The organism is Teredinibacter purpureus (assembly GCF_014217335.1).
GTDB lineage: Bacteria > Pseudomonadota > Gammaproteobacteria > Pseudomonadales > Cellvibrionaceae > Teredinibacter > Teredinibacter purpureus.
On sequence record NZ_CP060092.1, the window covers coordinates 2935995 to 2961759 of the forward strand.

Genomic DNA, 25765 nt, shown 5'->3' on the forward strand with positions numbered 1-25765 from the left:
TTTTTGACACCTATCTTTTTCTAATTCAACACAACTATGAGGCCCAAGCCAAAGATGTTGACTCTGCGTGGCGCTCCCGCTCTATCTGACTTTCGCTTAAATAAACTGCTGGCGGTAATACAGCAATCTCAGCCAAGTGTTACTGGCATTCGTGCAAATTTTGTTCATTTTGCCCATGCGAAAGCTGAGTTATCTCAGCAAGAGCAGAATGTGCTTGCTCGATTACTGGAATATGGGCCATCGGCTGAATGTGCAGCACAAAACGAGCCAGAATTGGAAGAACTTACGTTAGTGGTGGTACCGCGCGCCGGCACCATATCACCTTGGTCTTCAAAAGCAACGGATATTGCCCACAATGCAGGGCTCACCAATATCAGCCGAATTGAACGCGGCGTGCTCTATTCTGTTAGCGGTAATGTTTCGGTAGAGGCTATTGCAGCACTGATTTCAGACCGAATGGTGGAGCAGGTTTTGCCGAACCTCGAGGCGGCAGAGGTACTGTTTGAAACTGAATCTCCGCGTGAGCTCGCACATGTGGATGTGATGGGCGTAGGGCGTGAAGCCTTAGTGGCAGCGAATATAGAGCTTGGCTTGGCGCTAGCGGAAGATGAAATTGACTACCTTGCCCAGTCGTTTACTGAATTGGAGCGTAACCCAACCGATGTTGAGTTAATGATGTTTGCGCAGGCAAATTCTGAGCACTGTCGCCACAAAATCTTTAATGCCAGCTGGACAATTGACGGTGAAGATCAGACCCGGTCATTATTCAAGATGATTAAAAACACCTATGAAGAAGGCGGTGAGGGCGTGTTATCTGCTTATGCGGATAATGCTTCTGTAATAGAAGGGCAAGTCGCAGGCCGTTTTTACCCAAACCCTGAGACTCGAGAATACGGCTACCATCAAGAGCCTATTCATTTGTTAATGAAGGTCGAGACACACAACCACCCTACGGCCATTGCTCCTTTTCCCGGTGCAGGCACAGGTTCGGGCGGTGAAATTAGAGATGAAGGGGCTGTGGGCAAGGGCTCCAAGCCGAAGGTAGGTTTAACGGGTTTTACGGTCTCAAATTTGCAAATTCCTGGGTACAACCTGCCGTGGGAAGAAGATTACGGGAAACCCGGCCGCATTGTGACGGCATTGGATATTATGAACGAAGGCCCACTTGGTGGTGCAGCGTTCAATAATGAATTTGGTCGCCCCAATATCTGCGGTTATTTCCGTACCTACGAGGACAACTTCGATGGCGAACGCCGCGGCTATCATAAGCCTATTATGCTGGCGGGCGGCTACGGCAATATAAAAGAAGAGCATATTGAACAGCACGCTTTCGCTGCGGGTTCAAAATTGATCGCGCTGGGTGGCCCCGCGATGTTGATTGGTTTAGGGGGTGGCGCTGCGTCGTCTATGACTTCGGGCTCTTCATCTGAAAATTTAGATTTTGCTTCCGTGCAGCGTCAAAACCCAGAAATGGAGCGTCGATGCCAAGAGGTTATCGATCAGTGTTGGCAGTTGGGTAAAGAGAACCCTATTGCTTTTATACATGATGTTGGTGCAGGTGGGCTTTCCAATGCCTTTCCAGAGTTAGCGAAAGATGGTGGCTGTGGCGCTCACTTCGAGTTACGCAACATTCATTGTGATGAGCCAGGCATGTCACCACTCGAAATTTGGTGTAACGAGTCTCAGGAACGCTATGTAATGGCGGTATCCCCTGAAAACTTGGCGACATTTGAAGCTATATGCGTACGCGAGCGCTGCCCTTACGCTGTTGTGGGTGAGGCGTTAGATGAAGAAGTGTTGATCGTGAACGACACTCACTTCGAAGCAAAGCCTGTCGAATTACCGATGAATGTCTTGTTCGGCAAAGCACCGAAAATGCATCGTACGGGTGAGAAAAAAGCCGCTAATACCACAGTATTTGATTACAGCAATATTGCGCTAGGTGAAGCGATCGAACGTGTTATTCAGCACCCCTCAGTTGCGAGTAAACAGTTTCTGATTACTATTGGCGACCGATCGGTCACCGGTCAGGTGGTACGCGACCAAATGGTTGGCCCTTGGCAGGTACCGGTAGCTGATTGTGCCGTAACAACCGTCTCTTTTGATAGTTATGCCGGTGAAGCCATGAGCTTGGGGGAGCGGACTCCAACCGCATTGCTGGATGCCCCGGCCTCTGGGCGTATGGCCGTTGCAGAATCCATTACCAATATATGTGCCACGAGTATCGGCAAAATCAGTGATATTCGTTTGTCGGCCAACTGGATGTGCGCAGCGGGCCACCCAGGGGAAGATGAAAAACTTTATCGAACTGTCGAAACGATTGGAATGGATTTTTGCCCGGCACTAGGTATCACCATACCGGTAGGTAAAGATTCCATGTCCATGCGTACCGCTTGGCAAGATAATGGCGAAGACAAAGCCGTAACTTCGCCACTGTCGGTAATTATTACAGCCTTTACGCCGGTGGTTGATGTTCGCAAAACGCTTACGCCAGAATTGAAAGCCTCCGATAACAGCCAGTTACTGCTTATTGACTTGGGGGCGGGCCAAAATCGTTTGGGTGCCTCTATATTTGCGCAGGTATACAACGAAATGGGGCAAACACCTGCAGACGCCGATAGCGCGGCTCAGCTGAAAGCCTTTTTCGATACTGTCCAAAGCTGTTTACACGATGAACTGTTACTGGCCTATCACGATCGATCAGACGGTGGTTTGCTGGCGACATTAACCGAAATGTCTTTTGCTGGGCGTTGCGGGTTGGATATCGACCTATCGGTTGCGGGTTCAGATGCTCACGCCATTCTGTTTAACGAAGAGCTAGGTGCCGTGGTGCAAGTCGCTGCCGCAAATGTTGCTGAAGTAACAGCACGGTTTGAAAAAGCAGGCCTCGGAGCACTAGTCAAATCGCTGGGTACGTTACGTACAGATGAGCAGCTCGTCTTTACCCAAGGCGATAACATTGTGTATCAGAATAGTCGTGGCGCACTGCAAGAGTTATGGAGTAAAACCAGCTATCACATGCAGAAGCTACGCGATAATCCAGGCTGCGCTGACCAAGAATTTTCATTAATTACTGGAGAAAATGCGGGGCTTTCAGCTAAGCTCAGTTTCGATCCCAGCCATGATATTGCGGCACCTTTTATTGCCAAAGGCGTTAAACCGAAAGTCGCCATCTTGCGCGAGCAAGGGGTGAACAGCCATCTCGAAATGGCCGCATCGTTCAATCGTGCGGGCTTTTCGGCGGTTGATGTTCACATGAGCGATATTCTAGCGGGCAACGTTTCGCTCAGTGAATTTAAAGGCCTAGCAGCCTGCGGTGGGTTTTCCTACGGCGACGTACTTGGTGCCGGTGAAGGTTGGGCTAAAACGATTTTATTTAATGCGCAAGCGCGCGAGCAATTTCAATCGTTTTTTCATCGTGACGACACCTTTAGTTTAGGGGTGTGCAACGGTTGTCAGATGATGTCCAATTTAAAAGATCTTATTCCTGGCGCAGAGCTGTGGCCGCACTTTGTTCGTAATGAATCAGAACAGTTTGAAGCGCGGTTTAGCTTGGTAAAAATTGAAGAGTCTCCTTCTATTCTCCTGAGTGCAATGGCAGGAACTCATATGCCTGTTGCAGTGGCCCACGGTGAAGGTCGTGCCGAGTTTGCAAGCGAAAACGCGTTTAATCAGTGTGATGCTAGCGGTTCTGTGGCTATTCGCTTTGTCGATAACGCCGTAAATTCAACACAGGCGTACCCCGCCAACCCGAATGGTTCGCCTGCGGGTATTACCGGCTTAACTTCAACCGATGGCCGTGCGACTATCATGATGCCACATCCAGAACGTATCTTTAGAGCGGTGTGTAATTCTTGGCATCCAGATGAATGGCAAGAAGACAGCGGCTGGATGCGCATGTTTAGAAACGCACGTGTGTTTGTAGATTAGGTTCTTCTTAAACCCATAAAAAAAGCCAGCAATTGCTGGCTTTTTTTATGGGTAATAATAGCGGTAAACAGAGGCCGAGTGTCGGCAAGGCAGAGCAAGGGTACAGCGGCTCATGGTTAGCGTATAAGCACTAAAGGTCTTCTAGTTTTAACCAATAATGCGAATCGGCGGGTGGTGTTTGGGGGCTAAGAAAAGGATTGTTAAGCGGGAATGCCAGCCGCTCTTTAAGTTGAGAGCGGGTGAGAGCGTCTTTAACTAAGGGGTTATTATAAAAGTACTCGTCAAAATCGCCGTTAGCCAATGCCGTGTCTAAACCCAGCTTTATTTCTGCCGCAAGCGTCGCATTATTGGGGTGTACAAAAAGGTAAAAGGGTAGCTTATAAACGATTACTACATGTTTCTCTACGGCCAAACGTAAATTAGGATGCGCCTCGATTTCAACCCAAGGCTCTAGTACGCCTCGAGGAAACCCATCGAAACGATTGCCCTCCACCATGTAAAAAAGGTTGTCGTATTTACTCGTGGTAACCACCGTCATATTATTATTACGCAGTATCTCGACATCGGGCCAGCCTTGTCCTTGGCCAAAGCTGAAGGCTTGTAAGTCGCTGAAAGACTGTATGCTCGAAAATTTGGCCTGAGATTTTGGGTTAATAATACAAATACGATGCCCTAAAAGCCCCTTTAACAGCGGGAAGCGAATGGGGCGTAAGTCGCTTTCAACGTCTTGGTTGGACGCCAGCCACATAACCTCCATATCGCCCGATTTCAACATTTCTATCGCGCGAGTTTGATTAATATCCGCCGTGTTAATGATAACCTTATGCGCGCTCGGGCTGTTACGCAGCGCAATTTTTAACGCGCCAACGGCGTAGGCGTCTAGCGGGTGAGCGGTTTGATTTACGCGTAAATCGAGGCTGTGGGCCGGTGAAGATACTGCGAATAAAACAATAAAGCGCAGACATATTATTATCCTTGTGGGCACAGCAGAGGCCTCAGAGGTTGTTGATAAGTCAGTGTTACTTAACTGTAGGCGAAACACAGCTAAAGTGTGGTGATTTTCCCTCAAAAAAGGCCTAGTCTTCACGCGTAATGGTGTCTAATAGAGAGTTAAGCAGGCCCCAAAGTCTGGTGTGTTGAGTCGCAAAATTAAAAAGGTAAGGCAATATGAAAAATCGTGTTCTCGGTAGCGCTAAAATTGAGATAAGTGAGATTGGTTTAGGCTGTTGGCAGTTGGGTGGTGATTTTGGTCCATTATCGGATGATAACGCGCACGCCATTATCCAGGCGGCGTTAGAGCAGGGCGTAAACTTTTTTGATACTGCAGATGTTTATGGCGCAGGGAAAAGTGAAGCGTACTTGGGTGAGGCGCTGGCGAAAGCAGGGCCCGAGATTAAAATTGCTACTAAATATGGCCGAGGGCCAGGAACCTACCCAGACGGCTATACCTTGGTCGATATGCGTGATTCAGTTAAGCGCGCACAGGACCGTTTAAAAAGAGACCGTATCGACCTGCTGCAATTGCACTGTATTCCAACAGAGGTCATGCAAAGAGGCGAAATTTTTGAATTTCTCCGCGAAATTCAGCAGGAAGGGCATATCGCTCATTTTGGTGCTAGCGTAGAACGTATAGACGAAGCGCTTATCTGTGCAGAGCAGGGCGATTTAGCATCACTGCAAATAATATTTAATTTATTGCGTCAGCGCCCGGTTAAAGACTTGTTGGCGACAGCCGTTGAGCGAGACATAGGCATTATCGTGCGCTTACCTTTGGCGAGTGGTTTACTCAGTGGAAAATATTCAGCGGCCACTACTTTTGATGACAGTGATCATCGAAACTACAATAAAGATGGCGACGCGTTTAGTGTTGGGGAAACGTTTTCGGGTATTGAATTTAGTAAAGGCTTGTCCATTGTTGACGAGCTACAAAAAATTAAACCAGATGCCTACACGATGGCTCAATTTGCAATGCGTTGGATTTTGGACCAACCCGCGGTAACAACCATTATTCCTGGTGCTAGCTCGCCCAGCCAAGTGGCGAAAAATGTAGCGGTGAGTGCATTAGCGCCGTTACCCGCGGCGTTGCATGACGATTTATATGCATTTTATCTAGAGCACATAGAGAATAATATTCGCTGTAAAATTTAAACCGGTTAATACGCTAAAAGGCTGCCGTTTGAGCGGTAGCCTTTTTAATACTCTCGAGAAAGTTGGTCTAACTTATCGTAAATATCGCTGGGCAGCTCTAATTCCTTCAGTACCATTTCTGCAATATTATCATTTTTGCCTCGTACGGTTGCATGGCATTCCGCAATCATATTTGCTTGATACAAAATATGGCCAAATGGGCTTAGCTTATTGCCTACATCCAAATTCACTTGCTCGGCAATGGCTTTGCAAATATCTTTAGGTAACTCCCAGTCTTTTGCTACCCAATAACTAACGGCGGGGGCCAGCATGTTTAAAGCGGGTGTAAATGCATTGTAACCAGGCTTTACATCTTCACCGTTTAACTTAAATTGCTTGCACAATTCGCTAAAAACGGTAATTTTGCCAATATCGTGCACAAGGCCCATCACATATACTTTAAATTTTTCTTGCTCTCGGTGTTCTGCGATAAGCTCACATGCAACAGCGCAGGAGAGCGAGTGATGCCACATTTTTTGCCCCGTATGTGAAAAATAGGCAGACTCCCGCTGAACGATTGGCTGCATAACGGCTGCCGATAACACTGAACGCAGGCCATCAATACCCAGCTTAACGACCGCCCGTTCAATATCATTTATACGCGCCCCAATGGGATTAAAATAAACACTGTTGGCAAGTTTTAGCACGGCGGCACTCATAACGGGGTCTTTATCAATAATCTCGACATAATGTCGCGCAGAGCTTTCTGGGTCGCGCAAACTGCGTAAAAGGCGGGGAATAACTGACGGCAAGCGCGGCACAGCCTTGTCGCGAACCTCTTTTTTCTGCAATGATGATTTCACCATGTCGATAACGAGCTTTTGAGGAATTGTTAGTACAGACTCGGTCGACCGAGGGAAAAGGTGCGACAGATAAGCATTCTGCGCATCTTTTATGGTGTAGAGTGAGGGTTCGATGACAAGCCAGGAGTGCGTGTTCGAGGTATCGGGTTTTTGTTTGGTAAAAACATGTTTAAGTAACGACATCCCTCGTTTTTCTCCTAAGGTTCAAGTGCGATAATGATTGCCAGTTAAATTAAGGGCCGGTTATGTCCTGCTGCGGTGAGCTTATTCTTGAAATGTCTTATCAATACCGTAAACGTGAAATTGTAGAATATCTTTCCAGCTTAAAATTCCTGCTATGCTGTTATCTTCATAAACAACGGGTAAGCATGAAATAGGGTTCTCAATAAGCAGTATAGAAGCGCAATCGATTGTCGTGTCGGGATCTACCACAATAGGGTTTGGAGTCATAATATCTCGCACTTTTAAAGATAGTTGGGTGCGGTCATCGTCTCTCTCGGCAGCGGTACCCAAAAAGGGGCTCAGGTGAGCCATTACATCTCTGTCCGAAATAACACCTACCAATGCGTTACCGTCTTGTACCAACAGGTGGCGGTAGTGAACCTCCTTAAAAATAGAGCGTAGTTGGTCAAGGTTTTCGTCGGGCGAAATACTGTGAACCCTTTTGCTCATAATATCTGAGACAATCATAATATTTCCTAAAGATTTTCGATTTGAATGCGCTCACGCTGGAGGAGTATCTGACACCGCCTACGTGTTTCCTCGCAGGACCATGCGTGCCCTAAAATATTAATCATAACGTTGGGAAAAATACGGTCAGTAATTTTAACAGCTAAATCAGAGGGCTGTATGGCGTGTGATGCATACTCATCCACCTGGTATTGCATATGCAAAATATTATCTTCAATAGCCTTTATAGTATTATCGATTTTTCGTGCTTTATCTAATGTGGTTCTGCCAAGCTTTGTCGGTTTTGATTGCGATTGAATTTTGCTCAAAATAAGCGATAGCTGCTCTTTTTCAAATTCACGCCTTTTGATTTTTTTCTTAAGCGATGCGATTTCGCGTTCGCGTTCGCTATCTTCTCCAATTGAAATAACCGTTGTAACATAGGCCTCGCTGCCAATAATTTTAGCGCTCACACCTGAATGGGTTGTACAGTGCCCGCCGATAAGGCAGCCCCGGCCGCGTTCTTGCCCAACATTGATATACCCGTCAGCAATTATTCTAGATTGCATAATATATTCATGCGCAATTAAATCACCACGGCAATGAACGCTCGCGTGGTGAAAAAACTTCGCCGTTACGTCTCCACCAGCTTCGAGATGGCAGCTGTGATCATCATCTATGTCATCAGCATTAACACCGCCAGTGACGATAATGCTGCCGCTCGCTTTAACGGTCGCTTTTGTAATTGAACCCTTTACAAAAACATCTCCGGTTACGGTTACATTTAAGCCCGGCTCTATATTCTCTTTTACAAAAAGAGAACCATCGTAGTCGATATGGCCGCTGTGTATATCGACATTTTTAACCTGCATTAAAGGGTCAACCTTAACGCCCATTGGCGAAAAAACAGGGTGGCCTTTTTGTGTGGCAACGAGCAGGTTTTCATCATCTTCGGCTAAAGCAACACCTTCGAACGGCTTTTGAAATTTTAAATCTTTTCCCGCATTTGCTTTTATTTTTTTTCCGCGTACATCAATGCCATGCTCACCCTTAGTTGCCGGTATTTTACGTAGCAGAGGGTCGCCTTCATTAACAACGGCAAATTGAAAAACATCTAATTGATCGATGGCGGTGGTGGTGTCAGTATCCTTTTCACTAATGTTTTTGCTGTCGATTAGAGGTTTTAGCTCGGCATTTACACCTTGCACAGGTTCGATAGCGTTTGCGAGAATAATATCTACCGATTCGGCTGATGTAGAGACGATGGCGAGCTTTTCGACACTAATTGTTTCTGTCGCAATTTTGGCTTTTTTAATTTCGGCAAGTACTTTTTCTTCTGTTAATGGCTCGCCGCCCCATGCTTGCTCGGTTTGTACCCGCGCGCTTAACTTATCGAAAGCAATTGATATGTGAATTTTGGCGTCGCGTTGCTCGGCGAGAATATAGCGGCCAGTTTCGAAGCGCTGTATTTTTTTCAGGAACAGGGCAATGCTATCCGCCATAAAATAATAACCGCTGTAGCCTTCCTTATTGATATGTTCTTGGAGTGTGCGAAGGGTAATTGGTTGAGGAGGGCGAACAGCTGTATCGGAGCCGGGTATGGGCACTTCGCTATGGTTTTGAACGGGCCTTGGCGGCTCTACTACACCAACGAGTTGACGAGTTTTATCTTCAAGCTCCAATCGGTAGCGTAGGGCGGGGGTAACTGAAGGGGTAGTGATGTGGGGTTCCAACGACCTATTCTCGTGAGTGTTTCCTTAAAGGTATAGCACACTTGCTGGAATAGGTTGGGGCGTAGATTTTTTTATTGTGCAGGCCCTTAGGGCCGGGCGGCTAATTTTGCTCGAATAAACTCACTGTGGCTTACATAAATAAGCTCAGAAACTTTACGAACGATATACTCTTCGTACTTATCGAGGTCGCCATCCGCGTAAGCGATGGTCCACATGCCTTTAATAAGCTCAAATTTTTGCTCGGGGGAACAGGCGCTATTAACCAGTTGTGTAAACTGATACATAGAGGTGGAATCTTCACTTTCAGACTGCGCCAGCGTGCGTAAGGTTTCGCATTCCTCCGCAGAGAGATTGAACTTAGTTTGCAGTATGGTAATAAGAGCCTGAAGCTCGCGTGTATCAAACTCTTGGTCGATAACGGCCACTTCTATTAGAAGAGCCGCACAAGCGAGCTGCAGCTGGTGCTCGCTTGAGTCGGCTGTAGAGCCCTTCTCTGTATTAAACAGTTCGTTACTGAAGAAAGATTTAATCGATGTCAGCACAGTAAGGGGCTCGCTCTATTAATTACTTGGCTTGAGACTTAAGAAAGTTCTCAAGGTTAATTTGGTCCGCAACAAAACCACGAATACCTTCGGCCAACTTCTGAGTGGCCATAGCATCTTGGCTATTGGTGAAGCGGAACTGGGCTTCACTTTCAATGGACTTGGCAATAGAATCATCTGCTTTTTCAGGTGAAAGTGCGCGTTCCAAAACACCGTTATCGGCCTCTAGCTCGCCCAGTAATTGTGGGCTAATGGTTAAACGATCACAACCCGCCAAAGCCTCTAGCTCGCCTGTATTTCGGAAGCTAGCACCCATAACAACAGTATTGTAGCCATGCTGCTTGTAGTAGTTGTAGATTTGAGTAACAGAAACAACACCTGGATCTTCAAAAGGAGAGTATTCTTTTTTATCGGTATTGGCTTTGTACCAATCCAAAATACGGCCAACGAACGGCGAAATTAAAAACGCACCGGCATCGGCACAAGCTGCTGCTTGGCTAAAGCTAAAGAGCAACGTTAAGTTGCAGTTAATACCTTCTTTTTCCAGAACTTCCGCAGCGCGAATGCCTTCCCAAGTAGAAGCCAACTTAATTAACACACGCTCTTTAGGGATACCGGCCTGCTCGTAAAGAGCAATAAGCTGGTGAGCCTTCGCAATGCTGGCTTTAGTATCGTAAGACAAGCGTGCATCAACTTCTGTAGAAACACGCCCGGGAACAATTTTGAGAATCTCGCAACCAATAGCAACGCCTAACTTATCCGAAGCGGCTTCGATAGAATCCGTGGTAGAAAGAGCGTCCTGCACGAGCGGCGCATACTGTTCCATCTGGGCCGCTTTATACAGCAAAGAGGGGTTGGTAGTAGCGTCTAGCGGCTGATAGCGCTTGATGGCTTCGATGTCACCGGTATCGGCGACTACGTCTGAATATTGCTTCAGTTGCTCGAGTTTGTTTGTCATATTACGTTCCGTAAGCCTAGGTGTATTTTTGAGGCGCACATTATCGTGCGTGTTCAGGTTGGACACAACCCGTAGTTTGAATAGTTATAGTAAAAAGGACAATTAGCTAACCCTTTTCATGCTTTTTACGGCTTCAAGCAGTATTTGAGCGCTTGCATCGGGTAGATTGGCATGTTCAGTAATATATCGCCTAAATATGCGCGCGCCGTATTCGCCAAGAAAAAGCCCTAAAATATGTCGGGACATATGATGTAAGCGATTGCCCTTATCAATTTCATTTTGACAATATCTTACATACTCTTCAATGACTTGCGCTCGGCTGTGCGCCACAGTAGGCCTACTAAACAGCTTTTCATCGACCTCCGCAAGGAACCACGGGTTGTTATAGGCTTCTCGGCCGATCATAACGCCGTCTACGTCGCTTAACAGCTGCTCGGTCTGTTCTAGCGTTGTAATGCCCCCGTTAACCACCACCGTCAGCGCCGGAAACTCGCGCTTAAGCTGGCTAACATGCGCGTAGTTAAGCGGCGGCACCTCACGATTTTGCTTGGGGCTTAACCCCTTCAGCCACGCCTTGCGCGCATGAACGATAAACGTTGAGCAGCCCGCATTGGCAACCGTATTAACAAACGAACGCATAGAGGGGTAATCGTCTTGCTCGTCTATACCAATGCGGTGCTTAACCGTAATTGGAATACTGCAGGCATTGCGCATTGCCGTCACGCACTCAGCGACTAACCCAGGCTCAGCCATCAAAATAGCGCCTATCTTCCCCTCCTGAACACGATCACTCGGGCAACCGCAATTAAGGTTTACCTCATCATAACCCCAGTCTTCAGCCATTTTGGCGCATTCTGCGAGAGCCTTGGGGTTACTGCCGCCGAGTTGTAGCGCTAAAGGGTGCTCTTCTGCGTTATAGGTTAAAAAACGACGAAAATCCCCCTTGAGCAACGCGCCCGTAGTCACCATCTCGGTATACAGAAGCGCTTCTTTGGTGAGTAAGCGCCAAAAAAAACGGCAGTGCCTATCACTCCAATCCATCATCGGCGCAACGCTAAATCGGTGATAGCCCGCAGGCCCCGTGGTTAGTGGCTTTAGGCGTGTTTGCGTGGTTTTTTGTATGTCGTGTTCTAGTGGCATTTTCGGGTGTTTTTGGCTGTTTTTGTTAGGCTAGCGCTAAAATTTAGCACTTATGGTAAAAAATTTAGCACTGGTGGTGAGATGGCACGTTTTCGTCGAAAACAAAAAAATCCCCGTCACCACAAAGCAGGCAGTGTAATCTAAACGGCGCAAATTCGTCTAACAATAGATGGTGCTCGGCATGGTGAAACGAAGAGTGATAACGATACGCTGTTTCTATAAATAGAACTCGACAGGTGAGGGGAGGCATAGCGCCAGCCAGTCGTTAGTATGCCCGTTGGCCGTTAACGCTAAGCGGGGTCTACACGTTTGGCCAACCTGGGGTTGCCAATCACAAGTTTTCAAGAAATCACACTAAAATTCTTAAACTGCGTACGTTTAGGTGTGTTAATAATAATGATGTTGTAACAAGAGTTCCGCCACAAATATTTGGTTATAGCCATGTTGGAAAATTAATGCATGTTGATACGCAAGGCAAAATTTATAGTGACGGGAACTTATTTTGGTGGGCTCGGTTTTGGGGTCGTCTCGAAGGTAGATAGGATGATGTTTTTAATGTAACACCTACGGAATAGGCGACCATAGTATGGATTTATACCAGAAACGTTCGGAAAAACTACGTAACAGAGGAAGTAACATTTTTTTCGGGTGTTCAGCAGCGTTAATTCCGCCTAACATAAGCCCGCCCTCTACGCCGAGTGTGTAGAGGGTTTTAGCTGGGTGCGGGCATGTAATGTTCGTCGCTATGAAAAAAGGTATTAACCATGTTGAATGAACTCTTATACGATTCAGGAGTAAGAATGAATACTAAAGACGTAGCCGATATTTTTCTGTTCTCAATCGAGAGAATCGAATTCTACTGGAACTTCTACGTTGTCTCAATATTGGTGTTAGGAGGCTGGCTAGCATCAACATCTGTCAAATTTACCCTTCAATTTAGAGTTTTAATTACTGCCGGTTACCTATCGCTTTCGGGTATGAACCTAGCCGCTTTGATTGGGTCATATCGCACTGCAGAAGCACTGAGACAAGATCTGTTGGGCATTATGTTTAAAAATGCAGAAGAATTAAGTAATACTATAAGAGTACTTACGGGTAGTTCATTTGAAACGCGGCCATTAATAGCCATATCAATTCATCTTGGAATGGCTATATTGTTTATAGTTGCAATATGGAAAAGCCCAACGGTAAATAAGTAGTGTTTCTCACACGTTATTTTTCGTTATGCTAGCGAAAAACCTAGGGTGCTGGCCGCGCGCTAATATTCACAAGCACCGCAAGCAGACTAGGCAGTACTCACACCCGCTCTTCCCTCAAGCACTCAAAATTCCCCCACGTTTTTCGCACCTCCACCACACTCCCTATGCACTACAGCAATAGCCACTTAGTTGACAGAGCAATCGCGCAGGCGTATGAATGTCGAGAGGCTGTCGCTCATTTAGCCATAATACTTTATTGTCATTCGACGCGGGTTTGCGAACTGTCGTGAATGCCATAACACCTCGAACAACCTATTGGCGCGCTACAACTTAAGTTGGGCGTGGTGCATTTGATAAATATCAAGATTGGAGTGAGTGCCGGAAGGTCTAATGGGGTTAATATTCAAGGTGGTAGTGGAGTGGTTTTTACCGCCTGTTGTAGTTAGGGTTAAAATCATTTTCAGCATCAAAATAATCGGACACCCATGTTAACGCCGAGTTAAAACTAAGACGCCTAATAAAAGAACATAACGGGCAATGGGATCGCAGTCAAAAATCGTGGTATTTGCCACATAAGGTGGTGCGTACACTTGGTTTAGAGCACAACGTGGTATTAGGCTTAAACGCGCCCTCAATTCACGAACTTTGACGTCGTACTGACATATATCCACGCTGTATAAATACTATTGCTATATGCCTAGATTTAGGTATATAAGTGTAAGTGTTGTGGGAATGCGTCTTAACGACGTTGAATAAACTGTTATGTGAAGCTATGAGTAAACTAATTACTACCGTTATTTGCATGTTTATTTCATCTTCTTGTTTTTCGCTTAGTGTTTCTTGCCCTGTAGATGAAGAGTTCAAAAAATATGTATCTGAAGCGAAACTCGAATATAAGTGGGATGTAGATACTTGGCTGGTAAAAATAAATGCACCGGACAAAATTGGAAAATATCGATTCGCGAAAATACAGATTAATAAAGAAGGTGAAGGAATGGCGATTCCGCTCCAAACTGAAAACGAAAAAGGCATAGTTTCAGCGCATTTTTACCTAAACGAGAATGCTATGAAGGGTATGAGTTTGTGGGTGGCTTACGGTAATCATTGCTTGCAAGGTTTTCATCTGGAGCTAAAGCCAAATGTTGAGGCGTTGTAATCACATAACAAGCCAAGCCAGCAGGACTTATTTTGCTGTCGCTTCGCTCCAAAACGCAAAATAAGCCTCTGCTTGGGGCGTTAGAAATCAATATGGAAAGTTCTGTATGTCAAAAAATATAATATTCCTACTCGTTGCAGCTCTAGTGGTGTCAGCTGTATCAGCCATTATTTTGGGGCAGAATATATCAGGTGCTGCGGGCATTGGCTTTGTAGTTGGAATGGCCGCTGGAACCGTTGGAATCGCAGTTTTACTTGCATTTATTCCGGCTGGCATTTATTGGATGTTTAAACGTAAACGTATGCCTGGTCTAAATATTTACGTATGGGTACTTTGGGGCCTTATTGCGGTTTTAAGTCTCGTCGGTAATTTAATGTGAAATGTGCAGCTATTTCTAACAAGTCTGTCATAGGGACATTTACTGCTTCTTTCCGTTTTGGGGTGGCTTCGCCACTGTACCCCAAAACTCCATTACGTAGTAAATGCCCCATACAGAAGCGTTACAAGGCAAAATGAATCGAGCATCGTTGTATCCAATCAGTGGGTTTTTAATAGCCCCGCCTATAGGTGCACTAATATGGGTTGTGCTATATGGCGGTATTGGTGAAATTTTTGGTGGGATATCTGCTTGGGCAGTTATTGTAAGTTGGGTTATTTCCGCAATTGTTGGTATACCTATATATTTACTTCTTAAAGCTAAAGGTTGTATTAACTTTCGTTCTTTAACTTTAGGCGGTGCATTAATTTCAGCCGCTCCTTGGCTACTATTTAGTTTTCCGGGCGGCACGACTCGTAGTGTTGTGGGGCAAACAATAATCATTGAAAATGGCAGCTACACTACAGCAGGCCTTTTGTACCAATTAAAGTTTCTGCTGGGTTTTGGCTTTTGTGGTGCAGTTTCAGGCTTAGTCTTTTGGCTCATAGTACGGCAGCTTGTAACAAGGCCATCAAATTGACGGCTTTTCCGTCGCTTTTTTTGTGGCTTAACGCTACGCTGCCACAAAACAATCAACTACAAAGCCGCAATTTATGGCGGCGTTAAAACTCACTTAATCGGATATCTCTATGGAATCAATGGAAGTTATAGAGAAAGAACAAGATGTATTTGAAATCACAATAGATTTTGAGGTTGGCGGTGACCCCAATCGCATCTATAAGACAATGGTCAGTCTGTTGGATTCATTTCGGGGATTGGATGGAACGCTTACCGAAATGCTAGGCATCGAAATAACTGATTCTCTTTCTTTAGAGGGTATAGAAAACGGTTCTCTGAAAACCATTATAAGAAACCTTATTGAAGATCTGCCAGATAAAGATTTAAGGGAATTTAACGTGAAGCGATTGATTGGTCACTACCTCATTAAATCAAAGTATACAATTTTAAGGTGGTGTCAAGAGACGCCAAAATTGGATTCTCCAGATCAGGTAAAAGCATTGGAAGGTGAGCTATTAAAAATTGCAGAGGAATCTCATATTAACCAAATTCCGGCATATTCTCCTCCAAATAGAGTTAAGTTATTAACAAGCATTACGGAAATTCAGAAGTCGACCAAGTATTTAGGGCAAAACGACGCGGTATTTTTTTCTTCACTTGAAGGAAATTCTAAAGTAAGTAATGGCATTGAAATATCTGAGGCGATAGTTCGAGAGGTGCTAACTCGCGAGGTAGTAGAAGAAAGGACAACTTCTATTCTAAAAGTAAAAAAACCAGACTATCTTGGCAGGTCAAAATGGCTTATGAAATTTCAAGGCCACAATGTGGATGTAGCTATATCTGATGCCGAATGGTTGGAGAAATTTCAGAATAAAGAAATAGCACTCCTTCCCGGAGATTCTATTAAAGGGTCTTTGCTGCGGGTTATATCGTATGGCCATGATTTGGAGATGCTTTCAATTAGTTACCATCTTGAAAGTATTCATGAAATAATTGAAGCACCAAAGCTTATTCAGTCTAGCTTTGAAAAGTTTTAACAAAGCCATCAATTTGACCGCCTTACGCTGCGCTTCAGGCGGCAAATTATGGCGGCGTTAGCTTTTGGAATCAATAATGGATATTACTTGGGCTTCAATAGGAAAAGTGATGGTAGCGGCACTTGCTACATATGTCTTGTTGCCCGCAGTGCTTGTGCTCAGGGATTACGTCATTTGGAAGCTTGTTTCTGTTTATGTGCTTAATGATAATTTGCGGTCTGAGATTAGGCGATACGCTATGTTATCAGACGACTATAAAAAGAACTGCTCTGGAAGTCATGACTTTCCTCTTGGAAAAGAGAAAGAAGGGTTTGCATTTGTCGCTAAATCCCAGAAGGTTAGTGATGAGCTAAACAAAACAAAATTTTACATAGATAGAAAATCTCGATTTCTTTCGTGGATGCTAAAACATTACAAGCAAGATGGTAAAAACCCTATTGATGAGTGGTTGAAGCAGGCGCACGAAGAGGTTGCTAACAAAAATCGAGGGAAAAGCTAACAAGGCCAGCCAAGTTCAGCCACTTCGTGGCTTGGACTTCCGTTACGGCGCTTCGCGCCTTCACTCCAGCCCTTGCTGGCAACGTTACATTTACCCATGAAAAAACATATTTCACTGTTAATACTGCTCTTTTCAAATTGCTCATTGTCATGTGATGATTTGGAGATCCCACAACGAATGGAGTGGTCTTCAAATAATGAAAAGATCGAATTGTTTATATCGGTTCCTGAGTATTACAAAGAGCATAAATATGTAAGTGGCACACTTACAAGTGGTAAAATACAAGTTGCCTTGAGCTTCACCAGAATAGATTATATTGGTTGGGTATCGACAACAGTTATTGGAAGCAAAGAATTCTTTAATGCAGCTAATTTGTCGGTAAATTACAAGAAACTTGGTAGCTACAATAAGGAAAGTAATAGTTTCTCGTTTGTTGGCTGCTATGCGGAGTACAATATCGAGCTAAAAATGTAACAAATCGCTGCACTCGGACGCATATTGCTACGCTCGTTTTTATGTATGTCGCGGTGCTCCATTTTACATAAAAACGCTCTCCGCAATATGCGCCGGTGAGCTCGGCGTTATGAGCCACTAGCGATGAAATTCATTGGAATAATACTAATTTTGTTTTCTTCTTTTTCGCTCGCGAGTGGCGGTCCGAAAGAAGTAACATTAACCCCTGCATTGGCAGAGGATATGGGCTTCTCTATTAAGGTGAACTCTGAAGGCCCTGCAATCATGATTGAAATGCAGGGGCCAATGGAGAGTCCTTCAGGTTGCCCTGCCAAAAGAAGCGGTACATTCCTTCTTGATTCAAATGGTGAGGAATTATTTGTATATATTACCGAGCTACCAGTATCTAATTCAAAGCCAGAAGCAATTGGATACTACACGAATAAATCGCATGAAATGGGCGTGTTTATTGACTATCTATGCAAAGGTACAAAAGTATTAAAAAGTATCCGGTACACTGCGCCATCAATTAACACCTGGCTTATAACAAGGCCATCAAATTGACCGCTTTACGCTGCGCTTCAAGCGGCAATTTATGGCAGCGTTAGGGTTCATGGAGACTAAATGAATATTAGTGATATTTTAGAGTGGCAGTGGAATGGGTACAGTAAATATCATAACTCCCACATAAATTTATGGGTTCATATCTTTACAGTACCAGTATTCATTCTTGGTACATTTACTTTGTTAATTTCGGTTTTTAATTTTAATGTGTTTTCGTTATTTTTCTCAGTCATTATTATGACTACGTCAATTGGAATTCAAGGTTTCGGTCACAGCAAAGAAAAGTTACCAGCAGAGTCGTTTACGGGGGCAAAAGATGCCCTCATACGTATTTTCTTGGAACAGCTATATACGTTTCCAAAATTCGTAATATCTGGGAAATGGTATTTGGCTCTACGCAATGAGTAAAACCCTAACAAGGCAATTAAAAATCGCCGCAAAAGGCGCGGCTGGACTCGCTAACGCTCGCCTTTTATTGCAACGTTAAGCTCTAAATCGCATGAAGATTAGTACCAGTTACAATCAAGGGGATCGCGTAACCGTTTTAGTGGTAACTTTATTCGCCCTAATATTCTTTTTTAGGTTGCATATATTTATCACCATAATTCCTTTCGAGTGTTGGGATCTTCATGAGATCTGGGAGCATGAGCCATATTATTTTAGCCCGTTTTCTCTTTATGTAACGTGCTTATGCCTATTTCTTGTTTGGTCGCTAGTTGAGCTATGGATTGGTGTTTGCCTTAAGACGGGAGTGTATGTAAAAGTTGTCTCAGCACTATCTGCAGGTACAGTTTTATTTCTCATGTTTGGCTTTTTTCATTTTTGGCAATTTCTTCAGATCGAAAAAGGCGCTCTGCCAAAAGAAGCATACTTTTGGCAGATTTCCAAAAACATGACAACCCCTAAGCCTGTCCAGCGATACTCGGATTTTCCTACCTGGCACGAGTATGTTGTTGAGCAGCGTTGTGACCGAGGGCTGGCAATATCCAACATGTCTGACGAAGAGAAAAAAGCGTTGCGAGATAATTATTGGGGGTTACGGCAAAGTGTTGAGGAGTAAGCTTAACAAAGTTAGCCAACTTCGCCCGCAAGCGGTCTGGACCTCCGTTCCGGTGTTTTAGTTGTGTTTAACGCTACGCTAACACAACTAAAACACCTCCACTACGGCCGTTGCTAACGGCGTTACTTGTCTATTAAAAAAAGTTTGGTGTGTAGTTAAGTTTCAGTAGGGTGTTCCTAAATTCGTTACCCTCCATCAAGTTTAGGTAAGCCACCTTTGGTCGCTTACAACGTGCTTCGTAAAAGGTAGATTTGGTAATCCGGTAAAGCTTCGTTGCAAAAAGCGCAACCAAGCTTTACCTAGCAAAGGGAGTTTGCGGCTTATTCCTCCCGTTTGTTCCTTTCTGTTGGTTGCCATAATCACTTGTTGTTTTGGGTCAATTTTATGCCTTCTGTTTTGGCTATCCCACGGTTATAGTTGGGTCTAACCAAAGCTTCAGGCTTTTTAAAAAAATACAGCAATTGGCGTAGCAGCGTAGTTAAAAGTGAGTAGGTGTTTGGTACACCCAGGTTATCAACTGAAGTGCAATGAAAGTGATTAACGAACATAGACTGCCTCCGGTGTTTCCATATTTAAACATTTTCTAGGTCGTCGGTTAAGTTTCATTGCAATTTTATCGCAATCCTTTTGAGTTATGCTCTTCATTGATTCTCCTTTAGGTAAATATTGTCGTATGAGACCGTTGGTATTTTCGTTTAACCCTCTTTCCCATGAGTGGTAGGGGTTGGCAAAGTAAAATGTTGAGTTAGTGACGTCTTCAATTTTTTTGTATTGATGAAACTCGGTACCGTTATCAGCGGTAATTGTTTTTACCTGATTAACCTGTTTTTTGATTAGCTGAATAACTTTTCGATTTAACTCGTCAGTCGTACGGTTCCTAATTTTGCCAATGATCGTGTATTTACTTTTTCGATCAACTAACGTGACAATTGAATGTTGATCGCGTGAACCATGAACGGTATCAATTTCGAAATGACCGATTCGGCTCTTATTTTCTGCCCCTAGAGGTCGCTCAGAGATATGGGCCTTATTGGCTAAAACGCCTCTAGAGTCAGGGCTTCTATATCTTTTTCGGCGTTTCTTGCTTGATTGACGTAAGTGCTTATAGAGATCCCCTGAATAAAACATGTTGTACCAAATATAGCGATAAATGGTCGAATGGCTGATTGATAATATATTGCACTTCTTAAGCCACAAGGAAACTTGTTCTGGACTCCAATCGAGGCGTATTAAGGCGATGACCATCTGAAGCTCGGTATCATTGAATTGCCATTTACGACGAGACTCCCTCCGTATTCGAGAGGTACGTTTTACTGCTCGCGCTGCGCAGTATTTACCGTCTGGGCGACGATTTCGTTTTAACTCTCTGGAGATCGTGCAAGGATCGCGGCCTAAGGCCCGTGCAATATAGGCTTGAGATTTACGTTGCTTTAAATAGGCCGCTATAGTATATCTTTCATCAGTGGTGAGCTGGTGGTACATCATGAGGTCCCTCTTCTTGCCGGTCGAGAAAAACCATGAGTATCCCAGTTCACCCTATATAAAGGAAGATGCAGGCGCGTTGCACTTACTTTGCGAATTCGGCACAAGTAACAAATCGCTGCACACGGACGCATATTGCTACGCTCGTTTTTATGTATGTCGCGGTGCTCCATTTTACATAAAAACGCTCTCCGCAATATGCGCCGGTGAGCTCGGCGTTACATGCTAGAGCTACCCACGAAAAGTAGACACCTCATTCCCACCTAATGAGGTATTAATTATGACTAAAAAAACTAAGAACAAATACAACCATTACACCGAAGATTTTCGTAGGGAGGCCGTTCGACGCTCAGAAGGGCCTGACACCTCAGCTGCTGAAGTGGCGAGAGAGTTGGGTATTCACCCCGGTCAAATCTATAATTGGCGACGTCAATATAAGCGACTATCCGAAAAACAATTTAATGGTGTGAATGGTGTGGATTACTCAAAGCCTGAAAGCGAGACTGTACGCGAGCTGCAGCGGACAATAAGCGACCTGAAAGAAGAGAACGAATTCCTAAAAAAAGCGACGGCATACTTCAGCAAGCCAAGCTGGTGAGGTATGCCTACATGGAGTCGCTTCGTGGTCAATTCCCAATAATCAAGATGGCGGGGTGGTTAGCTGTCAGCAGATCAGGTTATTACAAATGGCGCGAACGAGAGCCTAGTTTCGAGTATGAGTATCGAGAAATGCTGCGCAAGGCTATCAGTGAGACTTTTGAGGAGTTTAAGGCACGATACGGTGCGCCTAGATTAATCTATGAGCTGCATGAAAAAGGCTTCGCTTGCTCAGTTAATCATGTTGCTAAAATTATGCAGGAAGAGGGTCTAAAGGCCCGTAACGGCAAACGCTTCAAGTATGGTCATCAAGGTTCAGGGGATAATAACTTCGCTGAAAACGTATTGGATCGCGACTTTGAGGCCACTAAGCCAAATGAAAAGTGGGTGTCGGACATTACCTATATACCGGTTAAGAACGGTCACGTTTACTTGGCGGTGATCATGGACTTGTTCTCCCGCAAGATCATTGGCTGGTCATTGGATAAAACAATGACCACGGATTTGATTTTAGATGCACTTAACATGGCCACCTCAAGTCGGGGATGCGAGCAAGGGTTGTTGCTTCACTCAGATCAGGGAGTGCAGTATCGATCCGGAGAATATGTCCTAGCGATGCACGATGCTGATATAACTCCCAGCATGAGCCGAAAGGGTAACTGTTGGGATAATGCGGCAATGGAATCCTTCTTCTCACGTCTGAAAGTAGAGGAAGTGTTTGGTCAATCGTACATAGGCTTAAATGACGCGTATTCAAGTGTGTTCGAATATATTGAATTGTTTTACAATCGCGTACGACGCCACTCTGCGAATGACTATATAAGCCCTGCAGAGTTTGAAGAAATTTATTACCAAGAGTGCGCCTAATATGGTGTCTACTTTTTGTGGGTAAGACCAGCAATAGATTCACTGCCACAAAATTAAGATTTTTAAAATGAATAGTAATTTAACTTTTACGTGTGATGTATGTGAGCAAGACACTGATTGCAGGATTGGCTATTCAAACCGAGAAATTCAACCTTTGAGCTTCGCTTGCCCCCATTGCGCGTCTCTAATGCAAATAACGCTCAATATAAAGGATGCCCCTGCATCCAAGTTCGAATATAAAGGATGCAGGCCTTCGAAAAGCCAACCTGAAGCGACCTTCGACGGAACTAATCCTTTTGTGGACCTTCATTTGGATTTTCCAGTGAGATTTGGGAAATATGTAATGGGGCACACTCCGTATATGATGGCGATCAAGGGGCTACGTGACTCCTCTAAAGATGGGAATTCGGATAATATAGGAAAGAAAATTGATTTTAATAATATGAGGTTGGGCCAGCTAAATTATTTTTATGATAGAACTGATGAAATAAAAACAATAATCCGATTGTATGGGGGTAAAAATAAACAACTATTTAAAAAGCGAGTGGGAGATTTCCTTCGTAGTGATCAGGGTAGTTCATTGAAACCTCAAGATGTCAATGCAAGTCTTTACCAATTTGTTAGTTTTGTTTTTGCTCCTTTTGTTCATTATGAAGAGATAAAGGATGTTGTTAATTTGTTTTCGAGATTAACTGCAAAGTTACCCCAGGAGCCTTTAAACAGATTTATGGAAAACATAATATCCACTGGTTTTCTTTATACCTTACAAGGAAGTTGCTTGAAACTATACCCGGAGATATACAGCGCTGAAATGCCTATGCGACCTGTGCTGTATCTTGATTTAATTGATGGATACGAAAAGGCAAAGATGGCAGCACGTATTTCAACGAAAGATTTTCAAACATATAAGGATTTATATAAGGATATGGTTGAAGTTTTTTCCAAGCAATTAATATTGGTGGCAGGAATTAATAATATCTTTCACCGTGGGTGTAGCGATTCCTTCCTTCCTTTGAGTGGAAAAGCTCTAAGCTCCCTTGATAAATTCGGGTCAAAACCACTTACTGAAAAATTTAAATACTTGGATGATTGCTGGTACCTATTGGAAAAGGAAGTCGTAGATGCAGGAGTTAGAAATGCAATTGCTCATAATAATGTTGAATACAATGAAGTTACACAAGAAATTGACTATTACCCTGGAGGCGGAAATATTCAACCTGTAGCGGGGGAGATAATTTATTTCTTGGATTTTATGCGTATGATACTTGTCCTGTTTAGAGAAGTGCATAATTTACACCATTTAATAAAGTGCCTTTTTTATTATGAATATCTTATTCGAAAAAAAGAGTAGGAAGCTGAAATGCCTAACAAGAGTAGTCAAGCGACATTTTTTGCGTCGCTCCATTTGTGCAGGGCTACGCCCTTTATAGCACAAACTCCACAACACAAAAAATGCGCCTGCTACTGGCGTTATAAGCCAATAGCTAGTCCTGTAAGCATCACACAGAAGGAAGAAAAAAGATGGATTTGAAAATTAGTGATAATCACACAAAACCGATGGTTCGTGTTTTTATCATGTTAATCGGGTTGCTGTGTGCTCTTCTTATCTCATGGAAATTTACTGGTTCACCTCTTCCGCAAGACTCTAAATACGCACTTATTTTTCAGAATGCCTTGCTGCTAATTGTTCTTGGCTCTGCCATATTAGAGCACTTTTTTACTAAACCGGCTGACTCGATGATCAATTCGCTAATGGCCGGGATAACAATGTTTGGTGTATACCATGTATCACCTGCACTAGCATGGTGGGTAGTATTTTCTTATTGCCTTTTTGTTTTTTTAATTTCAACAGTTTGTGTTGCTACATCTGGAGGCAGGGTTTCTGGTGATATTGCTTCAGTAGTAAATAGCCGTCTTTATAGGCCTGCAATTGTTCTTGGCCGATCCAGGCTGATTTTTTCCATAGTTTTTTTGTTTGGCGTTTATTCGTTCTATTCAATTCAATCTGAAATTGCGGTGTACCTCATCGTATTTTGGGGTGTTTTCATGGCCATATGGCCACTTAAACTACCTCAGCTGCTATCTTCGATTAGTTTCAATTCTCAAGAGACAGTCTTGCCAATAGGCAAGCTACTCAGAATGGATAATCCCGGAGTTTTAAGATTTGCTATAAGTCAAAGCACTGACTGGGAGAAAGGGAAACCGTTAATCTATCAGCGCGTAGATAAAAGCCAGCAATGGGTATTACCATTATATTCACACCTTAATGATGAGCGAAGAATTGGAACAGCAATGCTTTTAGGTGCGGTTGAAGAAATTAAGACTGGCCTAACGGACGGTCATATCTATGAATTTGAGCAAGAGTTAGATCATGATGGCGTAATGAGTCTTCTGGGTGAAACGACTCAATCTAGGCTGATTGGCTTTGTTGCAGAGGACTCATCAATTGGACGAATCAGGCTGGAGGTCAAATCAGACAGTCCTTGTGCAGATGGAATGCTTATCTGGTGCAAAGTTGGTGGAGTGAAGATTTATTATCAAATCTCTGCTGGAACAACGATTGAAGAAAACTTAGACGGCGATAAGCATGGTTATCAAATAGCCTATGCAGCTCAGTTAGGGACTTTAGAAAACGGTGAATTTAAGAAATTTGACTGGCTTCCAAATATGAATGCACCAGTCTTTTCTTTGATTGATGATACGGTTGATATTATCGGAGAAGCTCCAAATCCTAACGATTTCCAGTTTGGAAAGCTTCCAAAATCAAACATTCCTGTGGTTGGTGATTTTGTTGGGAACTTCAATTTTCATACCGCAGTTCTTGGTGTAACAGGCTCAGGTAAAACTGAATTCGCATTTGACTTAATTAGGCATTCGGTCTCCAGCGGCATCAAAGTAATCTGTATTGACCTTACCTCACAATATAAAGGCAGGTTGGCCGACTTAAACCCCACTGACCTTTCAATCCAAGAACAAACATCAATAGAATTAAGTCAAAAACTATTTGATGTCGAAACTGGAACCTATGGCGCGCCAAATGAAAAGAAAGCCCTGCAAGCGTTTAGTAACAAACTTAGAGCCGATGTTGATACTGAACTCAGAACTTTTATGGCAAACGAGAAAAGTAGATTAGGGTTAATACAATTGCCAGAGATATCCAACTCGCAGGCATCCATTTTCATCACAGAGATATACATGTCTTGTTTGCTCAATATTGCCAAAGAAAGTTTTGGTGATGATTCTAAAAGAGTACTTGTTGCAGTTGAAGAGGCTCATACGATCATGCCTGAATCGGCAACAATGGGTGTATCGGACTTCGCCTCTAAAGGCTTAGTGGCTAAAATTGCACAAATTGCGCTACAGGGAAGGAAATATAATGTCGGACTCTTAGTTCTAGCTCAAAGAACTGCAAATGTGAGTAAGACAGTGCTAACACAGTGCAACTCTATAGTTAGCTTTGCTTGCTATGACGATACAAGCATTAGCTTTCTAAAAAATATGTTTGGTTCCAGTTGTGCTGAGATGGTTCCAAACTTAAAGAAACTTCAAGCAGTTGTTTTTGGTAAGGTAGTTAAATCAGAAAGGCCAGTTGTTGTCGAAATACCGTATGACCAAAATAAAGTCTAGCGCCAGCGAGTGTTGGCTTATAACAAGCGCAAGCAGTCGGAAAACTTACTCGCTGGCGCTCCTAAATTTCCGCTGTTGCGGGCGTTAGAGCGTCAAGTTTAATCTTGATGCATCTTGCAGGGTGCAAGTCCCTGTCGGGCAAGACCTAACCAGTCACCCGTATCGAGTGTTGCGCCTGTGGCGGAAGGCGGGAAGAAAAATGTATTTTTTTTCTCAAGAGCTTGAACAAAACAGGTGAAGCGTACACAGAGAAATGTATAGGCCGTAGGGGTCACGCAGACCCTTAGAACTGGCATAGCAGACAGCTTCGAAATGAAAGTTGGGGTCG

Annotated in this window: 24 protein-coding genes and 1 pseudogene; 17 read left to right on the plus strand and 8 right to left on the minus strand. The window is 43.9% G+C overall.

The features are described from left to right. The first annotated feature begins 54 nt into the window (after window positions 1-54). Window positions 55-3930: a phosphoribosylformylglycinamidine synthase gene (gene purL / locus H5647_RS12920; RefSeq protein ID WP_045859081.1), complete on the plus strand. Its 3876-nt coding sequence runs from the start codon at window positions 55-57 to the stop codon at window positions 3928-3930. Window positions 3931-4060: 130 nt separating this feature from the next. Here the strand turns inward: purL and H5647_RS12925 are convergent, their stop codons facing one another. Further along, window positions 4061-4915: a hypothetical protein gene (locus tag H5647_RS12925; protein ID WP_045861369.1), complete on the minus strand. Its 855-nt coding sequence runs from the start codon at window positions 4913-4915 to the stop codon at window positions 4061-4063. A 182-nt stretch (window positions 4916-5097) separates the two neighbouring features. Between H5647_RS12925 and H5647_RS12930 the strand changes: the two genes are divergently transcribed. Then, a complete protein-coding gene (locus H5647_RS12930; protein ID WP_045859083.1) occupies window positions 5098-6078 on the plus strand; it encodes an aldo/keto reductase in 981 nt (326 codons plus the stop codon). 44 nt (window positions 6079-6122) lie between these two features. On the opposite strand, the gene H5647_RS12935 is transcribed toward H5647_RS12930, so the two are convergent. The 6 genes from H5647_RS12935 to dusA form a co-directional block, all read right to left on the minus strand. Continuing rightward, window positions 6123-7103, minus strand: coding sequence for an HDOD domain-containing protein (locus tag H5647_RS12935; protein WP_045859084.1), 981 nt, complete (start codon window positions 7101-7103; stop codon window positions 6123-6125). Between the two features lie 81 nt (window positions 7104-7184). Then, window positions 7185-7610, minus strand: a complete 426-nt coding sequence (locus H5647_RS12940) for a CBS domain-containing protein (RefSeq protein WP_045859086.1) — start codon at window positions 7608-7610, stop codon at window positions 7185-7187. Between the two features lie 8 nt (window positions 7611-7618). Then, window positions 7619-9322 (minus strand): DUF342 domain-containing protein, encoded by a 1704-nt coding sequence (locus H5647_RS12945; protein WP_162926391.1) that lies wholly within the window; start codon window positions 9320-9322, stop codon window positions 7619-7621. An 86-nt stretch (window positions 9323-9408) separates the two neighbouring features. Further along, a complete protein-coding gene (locus H5647_RS12950; RefSeq protein WP_045859088.1) occupies window positions 9409-9864 on the minus strand; it encodes a tellurite resistance TerB family protein in 456 nt (151 codons plus the stop codon). 22 nt (window positions 9865-9886) lie between these two features. After that, entirely contained in the window at window positions 9887-10822 is a 936-nt protein-coding gene (tal, locus tag H5647_RS12955) for a transaldolase (protein ID WP_045859091.1), read from the minus strand. A gap of 102 nt (window positions 10823-10924) precedes the next feature. Next, complete coding sequence (dusA, locus tag H5647_RS12960; RefSeq protein ID WP_045861371.1) at window positions 10925-11866, minus strand: tRNA dihydrouridine(20/20a) synthase DusA; 942 nt, start codon at window positions 11864-11866, stop codon at window positions 10925-10927. A gap of 404 nt (window positions 11867-12270) precedes the next feature. Here dusA and H5647_RS22445 point away from each other — a divergent pair. The 11 genes and pseudogenes from H5647_RS22445 to H5647_RS13015 form a co-directional block, all read left to right on the plus strand. Then, window positions 12271-12504 (plus strand): annotated as a pseudogene (locus tag H5647_RS22445) (lipase family protein); the annotation flags it as partial. Between the two features lie 258 nt (window positions 12505-12762). Further along, window positions 12763-13161, plus strand: coding sequence for a hypothetical protein (locus tag H5647_RS12970; RefSeq protein WP_045859093.1), 399 nt, complete (start codon window positions 12763-12765; stop codon window positions 13159-13161). Window positions 13162-13933: 772 nt separating this feature from the next. Next, window positions 13934-14317 (plus strand): hypothetical protein, encoded by a 384-nt coding sequence (locus tag H5647_RS12975; protein ID WP_045859096.1) that lies wholly within the window; start codon window positions 13934-13936, stop codon window positions 14315-14317. A 106-nt stretch (window positions 14318-14423) separates the two neighbouring features. Beyond that, complete coding sequence (locus H5647_RS12980; RefSeq protein ID WP_045856775.1) at window positions 14424-14696, plus strand: hypothetical protein; 273 nt, start codon at window positions 14424-14426, stop codon at window positions 14694-14696. A gap of 133 nt (window positions 14697-14829) precedes the next feature. Further along, window positions 14830-15273, plus strand: a complete 444-nt coding sequence (locus H5647_RS12985) for a hypothetical protein (protein ID WP_045858663.1) — start codon at window positions 14830-14832, stop codon at window positions 15271-15273. A 109-nt stretch (window positions 15274-15382) separates the two neighbouring features. Beyond that, the gene (locus tag H5647_RS12990) at window positions 15383-16288 is read left to right on the plus strand and encodes a hypothetical protein (protein WP_052692057.1); all 906 of its coding nucleotides are present in this window, start codon (window positions 15383-15385) and stop codon (window positions 16286-16288) included. A gap of 76 nt (window positions 16289-16364) precedes the next feature. Next, on the plus strand, window positions 16365-16787 hold the full coding sequence (locus tag H5647_RS12995) for a hypothetical protein (RefSeq protein WP_045859100.1): 423 nt from the start codon (window positions 16365-16367) through the stop codon (window positions 16785-16787). 177 nt (window positions 16788-16964) lie between these two features. Beyond that, window positions 16965-17261, plus strand: a complete 297-nt coding sequence (locus H5647_RS13000) for a hypothetical protein (protein ID WP_045858627.1) — start codon at window positions 16965-16967, stop codon at window positions 17259-17261. A gap of 123 nt (window positions 17262-17384) precedes the next feature. Continuing rightward, on the plus strand, window positions 17385-17804 hold the full coding sequence (locus H5647_RS13005; protein WP_045859102.1) for a hypothetical protein: 420 nt from the start codon (window positions 17385-17387) through the stop codon (window positions 17802-17804). A 60-nt stretch (window positions 17805-17864) separates the two neighbouring features. Then, on the plus strand, window positions 17865-18212 hold the full coding sequence (locus tag H5647_RS13010) for a hypothetical protein (RefSeq protein WP_045859105.1): 348 nt from the start codon (window positions 17865-17867) through the stop codon (window positions 18210-18212). 91 nt (window positions 18213-18303) lie between these two features. After that, complete coding sequence (locus H5647_RS13015) at window positions 18304-18864, plus strand: hypothetical protein (RefSeq protein ID WP_045858619.1); 561 nt, start codon at window positions 18304-18306, stop codon at window positions 18862-18864. A 537-nt stretch (window positions 18865-19401) separates the two neighbouring features. On the opposite strand, the gene H5647_RS13020 is transcribed toward H5647_RS13015, so the two are convergent. Then, entirely contained in the window at window positions 19402-20349 is a 948-nt protein-coding gene (locus H5647_RS13020; RefSeq protein ID WP_045856342.1) for an IS30 family transposase, read from the minus strand. 277 nt (window positions 20350-20626) lie between these two features. Between H5647_RS13020 and H5647_RS13025 the strand changes: the two genes are divergently transcribed. The 4 genes from H5647_RS13025 to H5647_RS13040 all read left to right on the plus strand — a co-directional run bounded on the left by H5647_RS13025 (window position 20627) and on the right by H5647_RS13040 (window position 25437). Continuing rightward, window positions 20627-20944, plus strand: a complete 318-nt coding sequence (locus H5647_RS13025; RefSeq protein WP_045856786.1) for a transposase — start codon at window positions 20627-20629, stop codon at window positions 20942-20944. Then, window positions 20920-21810, plus strand: coding sequence for an IS3 family transposase (locus tag H5647_RS13030; RefSeq protein ID WP_236075034.1), 891 nt, complete (start codon window positions 20920-20922; stop codon window positions 21808-21810). The genes H5647_RS13025 and H5647_RS13030 overlap by 25 nt, the downstream gene beginning before the upstream one ends. A gap of 187 nt (window positions 21811-21997) precedes the next feature. Further along, window positions 21998-23161, plus strand: coding sequence for a hypothetical protein (locus H5647_RS13035; protein ID WP_052692058.1), 1164 nt, complete (start codon window positions 21998-22000; stop codon window positions 23159-23161). 170 nt (window positions 23162-23331) lie between these two features. Next, entirely contained in the window at window positions 23332-25437 is a 2106-nt protein-coding gene (locus H5647_RS13040; protein ID WP_045859111.1) for an ATP-binding protein, read from the plus strand. Window positions 25438-25765: the final 328 nt, after the last annotated feature.

Bases quoted from the DNA above. Each gene is read 5' to 3' on its own strand.
- purL (WP_045859081.1), top strand. From the start codon at position 55: ATGTTGACTCTGCGTGGCGCTCCCGCTCTATCTGACTTTCGCTTAAAT.
- H5647_RS12930 (WP_045859083.1), top strand. From the start codon at position 5,098: ATGAAAAATCGTGTTCTCGGTAGCGCTAAAATTGAGATAAGTGAGATT.
- H5647_RS12935 (WP_045859084.1), bottom strand. From the start codon at position 7,103: ATGTCGTTACTTAAACATGTTTTTACCAAACAAAAACCCGATACCTCG.
- H5647_RS12940 (WP_045859086.1), bottom strand. From the start codon at position 7,610: ATGATTGTCTCAGATATTATGAGCAAAAGGGTTCACAGTATTTCGCCC.
- tal (WP_045859091.1), bottom strand. From the start codon at position 10,822: ATGACAAACAAACTCGAGCAACTGAAGCAATATTCAGACGTAGTCGCC.
- dusA (WP_045861371.1), bottom strand. From the start codon at position 11,866: ATGATGGATTGGAGTGATAGGCACTGCCGTTTTTTTTGGCGCTTACTC.
- H5647_RS12970 (WP_045859093.1), top strand. From the start codon at position 12,763: ATGAATACTAAAGACGTAGCCGATATTTTTCTGTTCTCAATCGAGAGA.
- H5647_RS12975 (WP_045859096.1), top strand. From the start codon at position 13,934: ATGAGTAAACTAATTACTACCGTTATTTGCATGTTTATTTCATCTTCT.
- H5647_RS12980 (WP_045856775.1), top strand. From the start codon at position 14,424: ATGTCAAAAAATATAATATTCCTACTCGTTGCAGCTCTAGTGGTGTCA.
- H5647_RS12985 (WP_045858663.1), top strand. From the start codon at position 14,830: ATGAATCGAGCATCGTTGTATCCAATCAGTGGGTTTTTAATAGCCCCG.
- H5647_RS12990 (WP_052692057.1), top strand. From the start codon at position 15,383: ATGGAATCAATGGAAGTTATAGAGAAAGAACAAGATGTATTTGAAATC.
- H5647_RS12995 (WP_045859100.1), top strand. From the start codon at position 16,365: ATGGATATTACTTGGGCTTCAATAGGAAAAGTGATGGTAGCGGCACTT.
- H5647_RS13000 (WP_045858627.1), top strand. From the start codon at position 16,965: ATGGAGTGGTCTTCAAATAATGAAAAGATCGAATTGTTTATATCGGTT.
- H5647_RS13005 (WP_045859102.1), top strand. From the start codon at position 17,385: ATGAAATTCATTGGAATAATACTAATTTTGTTTTCTTCTTTTTCGCTC.
- H5647_RS13010 (WP_045859105.1), top strand. From the start codon at position 17,865: ATGAATATTAGTGATATTTTAGAGTGGCAGTGGAATGGGTACAGTAAA.
- H5647_RS13015 (WP_045858619.1), top strand. From the start codon at position 18,304: ATGAAGATTAGTACCAGTTACAATCAAGGGGATCGCGTAACCGTTTTA.
- H5647_RS13020 (WP_045856342.1), bottom strand. From the start codon at position 20,349: ATGATGTACCACCAGCTCACCACTGATGAAAGATATACTATAGCGGCC.
- H5647_RS13025 (WP_045856786.1), top strand. From the start codon at position 20,627: ATGACTAAAAAAACTAAGAACAAATACAACCATTACACCGAAGATTTT.
- H5647_RS13035 (WP_052692058.1), top strand. From the start codon at position 21,998: ATGCAAATAACGCTCAATATAAAGGATGCCCCTGCATCCAAGTTCGAA.
- H5647_RS13040 (WP_045859111.1), top strand. From the start codon at position 23,332: ATGGATTTGAAAATTAGTGATAATCACACAAAACCGATGGTTCGTGTT.